Source organism: Arthrospira sp. PCC 9901 (assembly GCF_059013425.1).
Window position 1 is genome coordinate 240,873 of record NZ_CP102296.1, and the last position, 15,276, is coordinate 256,148.

Annotated in this window: 11 protein-coding genes and 1 pseudogene; 8 read left to right on the forward strand and 4 right to left on the reverse strand. The window is 45.3% G+C overall.

Annotation, left to right across the window (positions count from 1 at the left end):
- Nucleotides 1-42: 42 nt before the first annotated feature.
- Nucleotides 43-822 carry an acyl-ACP--UDP-N-acetylglucosamine O-acyltransferase gene (gene lpxA / locus NLZ44_RS01255; RefSeq protein ID WP_493751628.1) on the reverse strand — a complete coding sequence of 260 codons (780 nt, stop codon included), beginning with the start codon at nucleotides 820-822 and terminating at the stop codon, nucleotides 43-45.
- A 310-nt stretch (nucleotides 823-1,132) separates the two neighbouring features.
- Between lpxA and NLZ44_RS01260 the strand changes: the two genes are divergently transcribed.
- From NLZ44_RS01260 to NLZ44_RS01290, 7 genes and pseudogenes are all read left to right on the forward strand, one after another.
- Nucleotides 1,133-1,282: a hypothetical protein gene (locus NLZ44_RS01260; RefSeq protein WP_493751629.1), complete on the forward strand. Its 150-nt coding sequence runs from the start codon at nucleotides 1,133-1,135 to the stop codon at nucleotides 1,280-1,282.
- Between the two features lie 49 nt (nucleotides 1,283-1,331).
- On the forward strand, nucleotides 1,332-3,545 hold the full coding sequence (locus NLZ44_RS01265; protein ID WP_493751630.1) for a phosphoketolase family protein: 2,214 nt from the start codon (nucleotides 1,332-1,334) through the stop codon (nucleotides 3,543-3,545).
- Nucleotides 3,546-3,714: 169 nt separating this feature from the next.
- Entirely contained in the window at nucleotides 3,715-4,473 is a 759-nt protein-coding gene (locus NLZ44_RS01270; protein ID WP_493751631.1) for an MBL fold metallo-hydrolase, read from the forward strand.
- A gap of 380 nt (nucleotides 4,474-4,853) precedes the next feature.
- Nucleotides 4,854-5,123 carry an AbrB/MazE/SpoVT family DNA-binding domain-containing protein gene (locus tag NLZ44_RS01275; protein WP_493751632.1) on the forward strand — a complete coding sequence of 90 codons (270 nt, stop codon included), beginning with the start codon at nucleotides 4,854-4,856 and terminating at the stop codon, nucleotides 5,121-5,123.
- A 754-nt stretch (nucleotides 5,124-5,877) separates the two neighbouring features.
- The gene (ltrA, locus tag NLZ44_RS01280; RefSeq protein WP_493751633.1) at nucleotides 5,878-7,686 is read left to right on the forward strand and encodes a group II intron reverse transcriptase/maturase; all 1,809 of its coding nucleotides are present in this window, start codon (nucleotides 5,878-5,880) and stop codon (nucleotides 7,684-7,686) included.
- Nucleotides 7,687-7,738: 52 nt separating this feature from the next.
- Nucleotides 7,739-8,900 (forward strand): annotated as a pseudogene (locus NLZ44_RS01285) (RNA-guided endonuclease InsQ/TnpB family protein).
- An 8-nt stretch (nucleotides 8,901-8,908) separates the two neighbouring features.
- A complete protein-coding gene (locus tag NLZ44_RS01290; RefSeq protein WP_493751634.1) occupies nucleotides 8,909-9,121 on the forward strand; it encodes a PIN domain-containing protein in 213 nt (70 codons plus the stop codon).
- A gap of 322 nt (nucleotides 9,122-9,443) precedes the next feature.
- On the opposite strand, the gene NLZ44_RS01295 is transcribed toward NLZ44_RS01290, so the two are convergent.
- Nucleotides 9,444-10,355, reverse strand: coding sequence for a peptidoglycan-binding domain-containing protein (locus tag NLZ44_RS01295; protein WP_493751635.1), 912 nt, complete (start codon nucleotides 10,353-10,355; stop codon nucleotides 9,444-9,446).
- A gap of 153 nt (nucleotides 10,356-10,508) precedes the next feature.
- Entirely contained in the window at nucleotides 10,509-12,929 is a 2,421-nt protein-coding gene (locus NLZ44_RS01300) for a sucrose synthase (RefSeq protein ID WP_493751636.1), read from the reverse strand.
- 520 nt (nucleotides 12,930-13,449) lie between these two features.
- Here NLZ44_RS01300 and NLZ44_RS01305 point away from each other — a divergent pair.
- Nucleotides 13,450-13,845, forward strand: coding sequence for a hypothetical protein (locus tag NLZ44_RS01305; RefSeq protein ID WP_006620051.1), 396 nt, complete (start codon nucleotides 13,450-13,452; stop codon nucleotides 13,843-13,845).
- Between the two features lie 276 nt (nucleotides 13,846-14,121).
- Here NLZ44_RS01305 and NLZ44_RS01310 read toward each other — a convergent pair whose 3' ends face one another.
- Nucleotides 14,122-15,171: an SGNH/GDSL hydrolase family protein gene (locus tag NLZ44_RS01310; RefSeq protein ID WP_493751637.1), complete on the reverse strand. Its 1,050-nt coding sequence runs from the start codon at nucleotides 15,169-15,171 to the stop codon at nucleotides 14,122-14,124.
- Nucleotides 15,172-15,276 lie beyond the last annotated feature (105 nt).

Consider the following 15,276-nt stretch of genomic DNA (forward strand, 5'->3'; position numbering starts at 1 on the left):
CTCGAAAATCTCCAGTTATTATTTTATCGCAATTACTGAATTTTATTTAATAAATTTGCATAATCCTCTCTCGGAGGTGCGGATAAATTCGCACAATTCCCGGACTAATTCTGAGGTAAACTCAGATTCTAGTTTTTCCAGGGCTTGAGAAATATTGAGATTTGACCTATACAGGATTTTAAAGGCTTGCTGAAGTTCTCGGCGCTGTCCTTCGTTGAAGCCAGACCGTCGCAGTCCGACCACATTCAAACCCATAACGGTATTAGTGCTGAGGCTGCGGGTGATACAGAAGGGGGGAACATCTTTTTGGATAGCACAGCCGCCAGACATCATGGCTAATCGCCCAACTCTGGTAAACTGGTGAATGAGACAGTTACCGCTGATAAAAGCCCGATCACCTACTTGGGCATATCCAGCTAATAAGGCTCCATTGGCAATAATCACGCGATCGCCTACTTTCACATTATGACCTATATGGGAGTTAGCCATCAATAGGCAATCATTACCCACCAGGGTCATTGAACCTGCTTTAGTGCCGCGATGGATAGTTACACCTTCACGGATTACACAATTATTACCTATTTTGACTGAGGATGGTTCGTCTAAGAATGCTAAATCTTGGGGTGTGTCCCCCAATACCGCCCCCGCATGAACTTGGGTGCGATCGCCTAGGGTAGTTCCACATAGAATGGTAACATGGGATGCGATCGTGCAGTGGTCGCCAATTGTCACCCCCGCTTGAATATAGCTAAGTGGTCCAATTGTTACATTCTCGCCTAATGTTGCACCCGGTTCAATTATAGATGTGGGGTGAATCGTCATCTGTGGATAGAAGGTTTGATGGGAGACGACATAATCATACCATCACTGCTCAATTGGTGGGTGAGTTGATTTGTATCTGTCATCAATCAATGATTATCGATGGGTCTAACCCTACCAGCTAACAGCTAAACCCCGTCAATGAATAATTAATAATTAATAATTAATAATTAATAATTATCACCCTCCTAGGGTGCGTCACAGGGATAACCTATCGGGTTAACGGCAAATTTGATTCATCTGACCCACCACCCCTATCGTGGTCAAGAAACCCGTTTTCTCAAAGAAACCGGGTTTCTAAGCAAACGGTGGGGTGGGAGAACTAACAGCAGAACCCGCCTCTACAATTAATAATTATCACCGCCGTAGGGTGCGTCACAGGGATAACCTATCGGGTCAAGGGCCAATTGGTTCATCTGACGCACCACCTTTAGCCGGAGAAATTCGCCCAATTGTTCGGTAAAATCAATTACCATATTAATCAAAACCGGAAAGACAATTAGGTATAAAGCATGACCGCAACCACATCAAAACCCGTTTCCGCCATTCCCGAATTTTGTCAGGGCATCCAGTATTTTAGCGAAACATTCCCCAGATTAGAAACTTACGGCCAGAAGCCAGCCATAGCTGAGGGTACAGTGGCTATTTCCGACCCTAAAGACCCCGTAGCAGTATATCAAACCCTGCTGTACGCGGACGCGCTGCGGTACTTAATTCTACAGGTAACAGGTAGTAAGGCATCAGGACACCCAGGGGGTTTCGCCAGCCAAGCGGAAGCCTATGCAGCCTTAGTCATGCTGGGTTATAAAAATATTATTACGGAAGTGGGACACCATGCGCCAGGCTTCTATAGCGCGGTTTTCCTCGATCGCTCCTTAGAAGACATGGAAATCTACACCGTGCAACAACTGCGCGATCGCTTCCGGGAAATGCACGGACTGCTGGGGCATCTTTCCGGTTATATTCCCGGTCTACTGAACCCCGCCGGACCCCTAGGACAAGGGCAGCATTTCGCCATGGCCGCCGCCCTCTTACACAGGGACAAACTCTTCCCCTTCACCCTAGGCGATGGTGGTATGGGAGAGCCTTACCCCATGAGCAGCATGGCGCATTTTAACACAGCCTATCCTAATGTAACCAACTTCCTGCCAGTATTAGTGTGGAATGGCTACAGCCAGGAACATCACAGCATGGTCTCCACTAAAACTAATGAGGAAATGATCGCCTATTGGAAAGGTAACGGCTTCAAAGAAGTCTTGCTAGTCGATGCTAAAGACTTCGACGACCAAAACCAACCCGGAGATTATGTTGATAGTACCGCTTTTTCCATTGATCGGCGCATGGCTTTCACCCAGGCGGTGATGGAAACAGTAGACAAAGCCGCCAAATCCGCCCTAAATGGTACATTGACCGTATTTATTATTAAACAACTCAAAGGGGCCGGTGTTCATGCCCGGGGTGCGAAATCCCATAATCTCTATCCCGGAGATACCCTCGACAGTCCCCATATTATTAAGGCCCTCCAGGAGCGATCGCTACCAGTAGCCGCTTGGGAGTTGGTGCGTAAAAACATTGAACGAGCAGGCGGTGGTCCCGCTTCTAAGACAGTCGTAACTGAGTTTGAGTACCCGATCGCCGATTTGGGTACACTCCCCTTAGAAGAATATACAGTCGGCGGTGATCCGAAAGTCGCAACTACCGCTATGGGGGCGATCGTTGGTCATGTTGGCCAAAAAGACCCCCATTTTCTCGTCACCAACGCCGATGGTAACGCCGCTTCCGGTATTAACAACATTAACCAAGCCCTGAAAATTATTCACCCTACCCCTGATGATACCTATTTCCAGGGACCCAATGGACAGGTTTATGAGCCACTCAGTGAAGACGCTTGCGCCGGAATGGCTGCAGGTTTAGCCTTAATGGGCGCACGGACCCTGTGGTGTTCCTACGAGTCTTTTGCTATTAATGGTTTACCAATTTGGCAAACTGTCACCCAGGCTATGGCTGAGTTGCGCCACCTCACCCCCTCCACCATTACCCTATTTACCGCCGGCGCTTTGGAACAGGGACGCAACGGCTGGACTCACCAACGCCCGGAAATTGAGGCTTATTTTGCCGCTATGTTACGCAACGGTAATGTTTTCGCTCTGTTTCCCCCAGATGCTAATAGTATCCAGGTCTGTTATCAATGGGCACTCAATACTAAAAATAAGGGCATTACTATTACTGCTAGTAAGTCTCCTTTACCGATTCGTACTACCTTTGAACAAACCCGCCAAGGCTTGCGAGATGGAGCCGTGATTTTGGAAGAAGTCAAAGGTGATAAAACTGTCGTTTTTGCTGTCATTGGAGATATGACTTTAATCCCCGTTTTTGAGGCGGCGGCTTACCTGGAAACTGAGGGAATTGGTACTCGCATTGTCTCCGTGATTAACCCCCGCCGTTTGTATCGTCCTACTGATGTCGCTTGGGATACTTGTTCCGAACCTGATGGCGATTTTATCAGTGATGAACTCTTCGATAATTTGTTTGGTGGGGATGCTTTGATTGGGGTGACAGGCGGCGCTAGTTTGATGCTGGAACCGATTATGTTGCGTAGTAGTGTCCGCCGCGATACTTTCGCCTGGAAACGGGGAGAAACTACTTCTAGTGCGGGTCAGTTGATGGCTTTTAATGGCTTGACTGCTGAGACTTTGACTAAAAGAGCGATCGAGTTAATCCACTAGGTTTAACTGGTTTTTCCTGCGTGTCCGTTGGGGGGGAGGAGTATTCCCGTTTTCCGTCATTCTCCCCGACCCCCCCCCTACTTCTTCCTACTTCTTCCTAGGACTCGACACCCTTCAAGCTCTGATTGGTGTCACAATAGAATCTTGATGTAATCTGCAATTATGCCTTATGTATCTAACTTGGTTGGACAGTAACTCTTGGTTAGTGGAGATGGCTGGTAAGTCTATCCTGGTTGACCCTTGGTTGGTCGGGTCTTTGGTGTTTGGTAATTTACCCTGGTTATTTAAAGGGGAAAAACAGAAAACTCGCCCCATTCCCGATCGCATTGATGCTATCCTTCTGTCTCAGGGGTTGGAAGATCATGCTCATATTCCTACCTTAAAAATACTCGATAAAAATATTCCCGTCGTCGCTTCCCCTAATGCGGCTAAGGTGGTGCGAGAATTGGGCTATACTCAGGTTCATTCTTTGAATCATGGGGAAACTTTTAAACTGGGCGCCAGCCTCGAAATTAGGGCGGTTCCCGGTTCCCCTATTGGTCCGACTTTGGTGGAAAATGGCTATGTCATCTCTGATACTACTACTCACCACAGTCTCTATTATGAACCCCACGGCTATCATTCCCCCACTTTGAAAGAATTGGCTCCCATTGATGTCGTAATTACTCCTATTATGGATTTGGCTTTACCCTTGATAGGTCCCATTATTCGCGGCACAAAATCCGCTCTAGAGTTAACCAAAATGGTACAGCCACAGGTGATATTACCAACCGCCGCCGCTGGTGATGTCTCCTATGAGGGATTATTAGTTGCCGCTTTAAAGGTAGTCGGAAACCTCGAAGATTTTCGCTCTCTCATCGCTCGCAATAACCTGAAAACTCGCGTGCTTAATCCTCAGCCGGGTGAACGTTTTGCCATTGATTTATAGTTGGCTTCCCATAGAGGCGATCGCATTTTTCCCCAGGCGGGAATTTCGGAAAAGTAAACCTAGGTGGCCAAAAAAAAATTTTCTGGGCGCGCCCCCGCGCTTTTTTTTCCAGAAAACCCTATCTTTTTCAGTGAGTCCGTGCTACACTATAAGATAATGGGAATAGTTGCGAAAATAATATTTTGGCTTACATCCAATTATTTAATATACTCCTATCATAGCCCACTAGCGCCGCCGTGTCAACCCCCTTTTCACTACTTTTTGATATACTAGATCGCACTGGTAGCAATTTTCGTGGTGAGAATGCCAGCTTGTTCGATCATAAATACCCTTGCATCCGGGCTAGGGTCATCAGTGCAAATTGCAAATATAAAATATCTATGTCTCCCCCCCTGGAACAATACACCGTTAACCTAGAAGAAACCGGCGAGTTAATGATTCCCGAACCTGTGCGGAAACAACTGAACCTGCAAGCGGGCGATCAACTCACTTTAACCCTTGAAAAAGATGGCAGCCTGCGTCTGGTCAGTTGGCGTGAGCAAGTCCAAAAACTCCGGGGAATTTTTAAAGATATTTCAAACGGTGTAAGTCTCGCCGACGAACTGATTCGAGAACGGCGTTCCGAAACACAGCCGGACGACCAATGGTGAGTCAAAATCCCCGTGCTGTATTGGATGCTTCAGCTTTACGACAATAGTGCGGGAGTCTGAAAGCCCCGTCGCTTTAGCGCGGGGATGAAAGACGACACGGCGACTTGAGTCGCCGTCCTGCCAAGACGGCTTATATTGTGTGCATGGATATAGCCATGATGTGCGATTCGTTCCCGCCAAAAGTAGAAGGAAAATTCCTGAAACGTAGGCGGGGCAAGGAACACAGCCCCCAAAGGGCATTGAACCTTGACAACTAGATATCGATGGTGGTGAAAGTCCATCCCGCGAGGTGTATCGCGTGAAAGCACGTCCCCCACAGTAGCGACTGGTCATCAATCTGTGAAGCGGGGATGAAAGGGAGTAAGCCTGGGTCTAAACGGGCGCACCTCTTGAGCAAGTGTCCATGGATAGAAAACGAAGTCACGTCCGAAAGCGTCGTTACTATAAACCTGCGAAAATTAGACTGACACGCAGGAGCCAAAATGGCTAAAGGATAAAGGGGAGGCTGATATCATACAGACCTCTCATACACCCAAATAAACCCGGCGTAAAGTGGCATCCTAAAGGCACAATCAATCGATATCTGGAACGAAGTAACCTCCGTTGTTGCTCTCAGGAATAAGGTCGAAATCCTGAGTAGGAAACCATCCGCAAGCCAACGTGAGGAAGGATTGAGTCAGAAGCGAATGTCTGGGGTAATGCCCAGGATATGCTGACGGACTCACGATAACTTGGAAGATGGAGCCTTAGTAGCATGGAAATGCCCAAAACGATTGGAAACAATACGGTGGTGCTGGAATGGCAAGATGTTGATTGGAAATCAATCGAACGTCGAGTCTTCCGCCTGCAAAAACGGATTCATCAAGCCGAACGTCGTGGTGACATAAAAACAGTTCGCGGACTCCAAAAGTTACTGCTGAAGAGCTGGTCAGCCAGAATGTTAGCGGCTCGTCGGGTTACACAAGATAATCAAGGCAAAAAGACGGCAGGAGTGGATGGGGTTAAATCCCTATCCCCAAAAGCACGTATGCGCCTTGTAGGTCAATTGAAGCTCAACTCAAAAGCCAAACCCGCACGTCGGGTATGGATTCCCAAACCGGGAAGAGACGAAAAGAGACCATTAGGAATACCCACAATATACGACCGCGCATTACAAGCCTTAGTCAAAATGGCACTCGAACCCCAATGGGAAGCCAAATTTGAACCTAACTCATACGGGTTCAGACCAGGTAGGTCTTGTCAGGACGCAATCGGGGCAATATTCAATGCCATTAGGTGCAAACCTAAATGGGTATTAGACGCCGACATTGCTAAATGCTTTGACAGGATTGACCATGGCAAACTATTGGACAAGCTCGAAACGATACCCGCCATCAGACGACAAATCCGGGCATGGTTAAAAGCTGGGGTAATAGATTCTGGACAGCTATTCCCGACCGATGAGGGGACACCACAGGGAGGCGTAATAAGTCCCCTACTGGCAAATATTGCCCTCCACGGCATGGAAGAGAGCATCAAGGAATTAGTGGAACAACTACCTGGAAAAGGTAGTCGTACCAATCGAAGACGAGCAGTATCCTTAATCAGATACGCAGATGACTTCGTTATCATTCACGAAAACCTTGGGGTAATCGAGAAATGTCGTGACCACATCCAGGAATGGTTGAAAGGGATGGGATTAGAACTCAAAGAGGAAAAAACTCATATCACTCACACTCTTGAGGGTGATAACCCGGGATTCGATTTTCTCGGTTTTAACATCCGACAACATAAAGTTGGCAAATACAAAACCGGGAAGAATACCCATAATGAGCCTCTAGGATTCAAAACCATCATCAAACCCAGCAAGAAGGCTGTCAAGTCCCATTACCAGAAATTGAAACAGATAGTAGATTCTCACATCGTCGCACCACAAGAGGGGCTAATTAGGCACCTTAATCCGGTCATCAGGGGATGGAGTAACTACTACTCAACTGCGGTGTCAAAACAAATATTCTCCCAATTGGACGAACTCCTCTATTGGAAATTAGCCAGATGGGGAAAAAGAAGACACTCAAATAAGACTGGGAAATGGGTAGCTCGGAAATATTGGCGGAAGATTGGAAGTAGAAATTGGGCTTTCGCGACTCGCACGGAGTCAAACCCGATGCAGTTACGAAGCCATGCAGAAACACCAATTATCCACCACACCAAGGTCAAAGGCGAAGCCAGTCCATACGACGGTAATCTTAAATACTGGAGTACAAGAATGGGCAAACAACCAGGAATTCCTACAAGGGTGTCAAAGCTCTTGAAGAAACAAAAAGGGAAGTGCGCCCACTGCGGACTAACATTCCGGGAAGAAGACGTGATGGAAATCGACCACATCATCCCTAAGTCGAAAGGCGGAAAGGATACATACAAGAACCTCCAACTTCTTCACCGTCACTGTCACGACGTTAAGACGGCCTTAGATGGTAGTCACGGTTCTCATGACAAGAGCCAAGTTATCGAGGAGCCGGATGAGGTTAAAGTCTCAAGTCCGGTTTTGGAGACGAGTCGGGTGGGCGACTACCCGGCTTAGTTTAACTGTACTAGAGTTCAAAGCCTACGGAAAACCCCAGCAATTCAGCGCCATAGACGAGGCGGTGAGAACAGTTCAGTTCATCCGAAACAAAGCCATCCGTTATTGGATGGACAACCAGGGAACTGGACAGAACGACCTGCAAAAGCTATGTGCTCAACTTGCTAAGGAATTCCCTTTTGCTGCTGAACTCAACAGCATGGCTCGGCAAGCATCCGCAGAAAGAGCCTGGAGTGCAATCTCTCGATTCTACGAAAACTGCAAGAAGGGTATCCCCGGAAAGAAAGGGTTTCCCTCTTTTAAGAAAAATAACCGCTCGGTAGAGTACAAAACCTCTGGGTGGAAGTTAGACTCGAATCGCAAGGCAATCACCTTCACCGACAAGAAGGGCATTGGTAGACTAAAGCTCAAAGGCACTCGTGATCTGCATTTCTATCCAATAGAGCAGATTAAGCGAGTTCGCCTCGTCAAAAGAGCCGATGGCTACTATGTTCAGTTCTGTATTCGTGTAGAACGGACTGAATTTGTTGAACCCTCTGGTCGAGCCATCGGCTTGGATGTTGGACTCAAAGAGTTCTACACCGATAGCAACGGTGAAACAGTTGGAAACCCCCGGCATCTCAGGAAAAGTGAATCACGACTAAAGCAGTCGCAGCGCACTGTTTCCAGAAGGAAGAAAGGGGTCAGAATCGAGCCAAGGCGAGGTGGTTCTAGGCAAGCGCCATCTCAAGATAAGTAGGCAGCGTAAAGATTTGGCTGTGAAGTTGGCAAGATGCGTAATCCAGTCTAACGACTTGGTAGCCTATGAAGATTTGAGAATCAGGAATATGGTGCGAAATCACAGCCTTGCTAAATCGATTAGCGACGCTTCCTGGTATCAGTTTCGGGTGTGGTTGGAATATTTTGGCAAGGTGTTCGGCAAGAGCACTATTGCTGTTCCACCCCACAGGACAAGCCAGGAATGCTCTCGCTGCGGTGTCATTGTGCAGAAGACTTTATCCACTCGAACTCATGTTTGTCGATGTGGATGTGTGATGGACAGGGACTATAATGCAGCGAGAAACATCCTTAGTCGGGGATTGAGTACGGTAGGGCATACCGGAACTTTGGCGCTAGACGCAAGCAACGCTTCAGGAGAATCGACCTCTACTTTGGCTGGAGCAATCCTGTCTGAGCAAGTTGGCTCGTTGAGTGAAGAATCCCCGTCGCTTTAGCGCGGGGAGTGTCAATTGAGCGAGCATTAATTATTTATCCAATAGATGCAGAGCTGGCGAGGGATATTGCCAAACTAAGAATACCAACTCGCTCTCTGGGACTGTCTCTGGGGGATAGAGCTTGTCTGGCGTTGGCATTGAAGCTAAATTTACCCGCACTTACGACCGATCGCGCCTGGTGCAATCTCGATTTGGACATAGAAATTCGAGCGATTCGATAATTATATTAATGTGCCTCAATGTCCTGAGAATTGGGGCGATCGCATTTGTCCCCAGGCGGGAATTTCGGAAAAGTAAACCTAGGTGGCCAAAAAAAAATTTTCTGGGCGCGCCCCCGCGCTTTTTTTTTCAGAAAACCCTATCTTTTTCAGTGAGTCCGTGCTACACTATAAGATAATGGGAATAGTTGCGAAAATAATATTTTGGCTCACATCCGATTATTTAATATACTCCTATCATAGCCTAGTAGCGCCGCCGTGTCAACCCCTATTTACTAGGGCGGGCGGGCCATAATTTTTTTTAAAAAAGCGGCAGGTTGATAAGCTAGTTAGAGCGATCGCCTAAAACTTTCCAGGTTTTTTCATCTACAACCCCGGTAGCTTCTAAGCCCATAGCCAACTGAAAGTCAGAGACAGCCGACAAAGTTTTCGGACCAAATATACCATCAACGGGACCCGGATCATGTCCAGTCAACTCTAGGCGAGTTTGCAGAGTTTTGACCTTGGAACCGCGATCGCCTTGTTTAATGAGAGTTTCTGCTATAGTCTGCTGGTGAGGATCTTTTGAGAGAGCCTGCCAAGTGCTGCGATCGACCACTCCAGTAGGTCTGAGACCCTTAGCCAATTGAAACTGAATGAGGGATCGTTCAGTGCGGGGTCCAAACATACTATCTACACGACCGACAGAAAAGCCATGTACTTCCAGGCGCTGCTGTAAACCGGCGACCTGTGCTCCTTGAGTTCCTCGCGCTAGGGTCATTTCCCTAGGTCGAACCTGGTTTTCTTCAGGTTGATAGAAGGGTTCAGCAAAGGTAGTTTCTTCGCGAATTTCCTCACCGGATTGATAGAAGGGTTCAGCAAAGGTAGTTTCTTCGCGAATTTCCTCACCGGATTGATAGAAGGGTTCAGCAAAGGTAGTTTCTTCGCGAATTTCCTCACCGGATTGATAGAAGGGTTCAGCAAAGGTAGTTTCTTCGCGAATTTCCTCACTGGGTTGATAGGAGGGTTCAGGTAAGGTGAGACGATCGCCTATTGGCTGTTCTGGCTGATAAAACGGTTCCGAGAATAGACTTTGATCATCAGAGAAACTCCGACGATCTTGGGTTAGTTGGAGAAGTCGTTCAATTTCGGACTCAGCGATCGCCGATCTAGTCCCGGACGTGGCGATCGCGGGACCTGTAAAGCCGGGAATTGCTAAAGCCATCAGGCCAGCAATGATAGCAGTTTTGATACCCATTGTGACTAAGCGTGCGTGTTATGGTTTGAGGTTATAGCTGTTAGTTAAGCTATCCGAGATCACATTGTAACATCCGGATCGGTTTTCCGACACACTCAAACCGATCCCAAATGACTCAAATCTCTAGCCCGGTTCGCGGAGACAAAGCTATCTCTAACGCTGTAGATGCTGTTGTAATAACTCCTGAGACCTGGGTTTATAGATCAAATAGAATAAAGCCTCCAAATAGCGCATCATATCGGCGCGTTTTTCTTTAGAGACATATTTCCAGAACCCATAGACGCGGGTAAGAGTCAACAATCGAGAAGTGTGTATTTTCCAAGTATAGCTGCTGTAAACCCGATCCATTCCCCGTTGAGAAATTTCATTCCAGAAGCCAATATTATATTGACATCGAACCAGAAACTCATCTAACTTAGCAGCAGTCTCGTCATAGTTAGTGGGGTTAATGTAAAAGCCATTAATTTTATCTTTGATAATTTCCAGGGGTCCACCGAATTGAGTAGCAAAGGTAGGTAAACCGGATATCATGGCTTCTAAAATAGTTAACCCAAAGGCTTCAAATAGAGCCGGTTGTACAAAGACACCATGATGGTCAGCAATTACCCGATACATTTCCCCGGTATCAGTTTTAGAAAGACGGACACCGAGCCAGCGAACTTTATCATAAAGATTATAATGCTCAATGAGATGATACATCTTTTGAATTTCTTCGGCTTCTTCATAGTCGCTAGAATCTTCAACCCGCAGTTTTCCCGCAATAAAAATCAAGTTAGCTTTTTCTTGGAGTTCGGGATGTTGACCATAGCATTCTACCAAACCAGTGATATTTTTAATCCGGTCTAAACGAGCGACAGAAAATAGGGGTGGCTTAGTTGGGTCAGCCAATTTCCCAAACACTTGGTTAGGGTCATCCAGGTGAAAAATCAAATCTTCTAGTCGTTGGCGATCGCTTGATATGCGTTCTTCGGTGCGAGTATAGGGGAAGAAAATGGTCTCATTGACCCCAGGGGGAACCACATTAAATTTCGGGCTAAATAGTTCGATACCATTGACCACATGATATAAACCGGGCATAGTATAAGACTTATAAGACTCATACTGACCGACACTATCAGTAGTGCCAATAATTTCTTGATAGGTGCTGCTAATAATAAAATTAGCGGCATTCATAGCAATCAAATCGGCGGTAAATTGCAAGGAGAAATGATATTGATCCTCCATATTCTGCCAGTACAAATCACTAAACACATATTTAGATTTTTCTAAAGCATGAGCCACATTACACTGAATAACATTCAGGCGTTTAGACAGCAAAAATGCCACCAAATTACCATCAGAATAATTGCCAACAATCAAGTCAGGGCGACCTTGTAACTCCGCCAAAATTTCAGTTTCAGCATCAATAGCAAAAGTTTCTAGGTAAGGCCATATCTCAAACCGAGATATCCAGTTTTGGGTAACATTAGGGTTAAATTCCCGGAAGGGAACCCTGAGAATCCAGGCATTTTTAGTCCCATAAACTTTTTCTAATCGTTGGTGACAACGAGTTCCATCACTATGAGGAATTAAACGAGTTAAAATGAGGACTTTTGGTTGCACCCCCAAAACACTCAAGCCAGAGAGTTTCAATTCTTCCTCTAGTTCCATTTCTAAGCTACGCGCCTGGTCTAAAATATAGACAACTTGACCGCCTGTATCAGGACGACCTAAGACCCCTTCCTGACCAAACCAGCCATGAATAGAGACTAAAACGATACGGAAAATCATGGGAATACGAGCGAGGAATGCTTCTAAAACTTGATGGTCGGGAGAGTCCAGAAGTTCGTCTAGCATTTCTAGGGTTTCTAAGGCGCGTCTGGCGGTATTTCCCCATCCGGGTTCAAAGCCAATTTCTTGCAATTCAAACCGGAAGTTTTCGTAGGGTTCTTTGGGGGAACGCTTATTAAGTAATGAAATGGCTTTTTTAATGGCGTGGGAAAGTTGGTTTTGATTAGTGATGCGATCGTTAATCATTAATTGTAAGCCATTATAAGAATGGAGGCTCAGAAATTGATACAGAGATTCCAGCCATTGATTAGAGTCTTGAAATAGTTTGCTCGATAAATAGCGGTTGAGATAACGGACTCCTTTACCGATATTTTTGGAGTCTCGCAGTTGGGGAGAATAGTCATAAAAGGGGCCAAAGTCTATGGCGAAAATATTACCTTCATGGGGATGGTGATGGTCCACGAAGTGATCTCGTAAATCGAGCAATTCCTGAACACTCATGACATCAACGGATAGATCAGGTCGGAGACGAAACCTTTCCTGGGTGGCTATCTGGGGACGTACAATCAAGCAAATGCTTTCATTTTCGAGAATAATTTCTTGGGTATAGTAAATCAGTTTACTGAGGTTAGAACTATGAACAAAATGATCTGATTTTTGGAATTTCAGGCAATAATCAGCAAAGGCTTGTAGGATATCATTGCGGAGTAAATATCGCTTTTCTGAGATTCTCAGTTCACTAGCGAATTGTCGCAGATCCTGTTTTTCGTCGCTATCAATTACGTTCTGAATGAGTTCGGACATGAAAAATTCTCCTGATTAGTTTCTTGTCGATGTTGTGGTTATCCCTAACCCAGGCTTGATTTATAGGTCTTCGTTTGTTGATCACACATCTTACCCAGTATAGATTTTGGCTGGGAAGGTTTGACAAAAATTTATGGTGATATGGTGATATGTTGATGGGTCTTGTATTTTGGCTATTTTCTGATTTCCCATATCTGTCAGGGAGAGGGGTGGAGGCTTAAATATCTCTCAAATGGAGGGTTATGCTAATGGGGGTGACTCTGGTTGGGACAATGTACCTAGGGGTGGGCGCTATTTGATCAAAAATGGTGAAATGATGATTTAGATCCTGATCCCCCGGGAAGGCGATCGCATGATTTCATAGAAATATGGTAGTTTTCTATGATTTAGCTTTCCCCTTATACCTGGGTCCCTAATCTGTTGTTAGGTATAGTTATGATCCGAATTATTAGATTAATTATTATTTGTTGTACAATCTGATGGTATTTTGGTCTCTCAATCTATAAGTGATATGTCAACAATGGATTACAACAATACGCCGAAACCCATCACGGGTGAAATGGATGATAAGGCTAAAGCCCGTTTGCTTCTGACATTATGGGCGTTGGGAGGAACACAGACTAAGGTTAAGAAAAGTGATCTGACCAGTAAAGTCAAACAAAAACGACAAGGTAAGAAAGTCGGGATTTATCAGGGACTCTATGAGGATCTCAAAAATGCTGGGGCGATTGAGATTCATAAAGAAAACCAAGTCCCAATGGTTTTATTAACAGAAACAGGTAAATGGATGTTGGTTGAAGCCCTACAAAATCATGAATTTGAGTTTGAGGGAACTGTGGTTGCGTCTCGGTTGGCTAATGGATTAGTTGATTTAGTTCGAGCCATAAGTCAGAGAACATCTGGGACTGATACCTAATCATATTTAGCCAACAATTGGGAAGTTGAACTGTCTTGACTATCCCCCAAACAATGACCCTATTTCCCCCTAATCAAAACATGGGATAGATTTGAAAAACCTTCCTTGTAAATACCAGCACTCAAATCTGGATCGCCTTTCATTTCCCTGATCAAGTTTACTCCTCACACTTTCTTAAACGCGATAACGGATTCAGATCCAGATTGATGTGGTCTAATTATGAGGTGTGTCTACTGACAATCAATACACCCCTATCATGTTGCTTGAATGGGGATGTTATTGTGGCTTCGATTTGCCTTTTTTAACCATAGCACCAACTCCTAAAACAATTAAAGCTACAGTCGCTGAAGGTTCGGGGACAGATTTCTTATTATATTCTGTTTGCATTTGATGATAAACGCCACTAGCAATAATTTGATGGGCTGTGGTAGTGGGGTGGATATAATCCCAGAATAAATACTCGTGGGGGTTCTGACAAATTGTGCCTGATATTAAGGATAGACAGCTATCAGTTACGTTGGTTAATCCAAATTGTTGAGGGTTAGCGATCGCATTATCAAATACACTACCCACATCAAAAAAGCTAATATGGGCATTAGATAAACTTTGATTTAACCCTAAGATTCCTTGCTGTAAGGCTTGATTATGTTGGATACTGAGGCTATTAAGTTCGGCGGGATTAAAGGAATTAAAAGGGTCAACTGGGTCGAAGGGATTAAATTGGGCAATGGGTGTTTTTCCTAATTGCGGTAAATTTAGCACTAGAAAATTACGGGCTCCCACACCATACAAAGAACTTACAGCTTGCGTAATATTATTAACGGGGATATTTACATCAGTTTCCCTTCCCCCTAAATAATCATTTGCTCCCGCCCAAAGAATATATAACGCATCAGAATTGGCGGATTGACCGGACATTAATAAAGGGGCAATAAATGCCTGTAATTGAGTTGATAAACCTGGTAAAAATCCTGGGGCGGTGGCGTTAAAATCTCCGGTTGTCGCTCCATTAAAGGCAAAATTTACCCCGTCAATGGGAGAGTCTGGGTCTATTAATGTAGTCGGATTTAAACCGAATTCTGAGGCTAAATAATCTACCCATAGTAATCCATTAGATGCTCGTTGGTCGAAGTAGGGTAGACCTTGAAAAATGGCTCCGCGAGTGGCTTGATAAGCGTTACCTGTATCCGATAAACTATCTCCAAATGTATAGATTTGACTAAAGTTAAAGGTGGCGGCGATCGCTGAGGTCTCGGTAATTATACCTATGGCGATCGCACCAATAATGCTAGTAGTCAATGAGATGCTTTTGTAGATGCTTTTCATAACCAGCCCTGGTGTGAATTGGGGTAATTTGTACATGGTAAGGCAACTTTAACATGATGACTCCGTGAAATTACATAGGCTGGTGTAAACTTTCAGGATGATTTT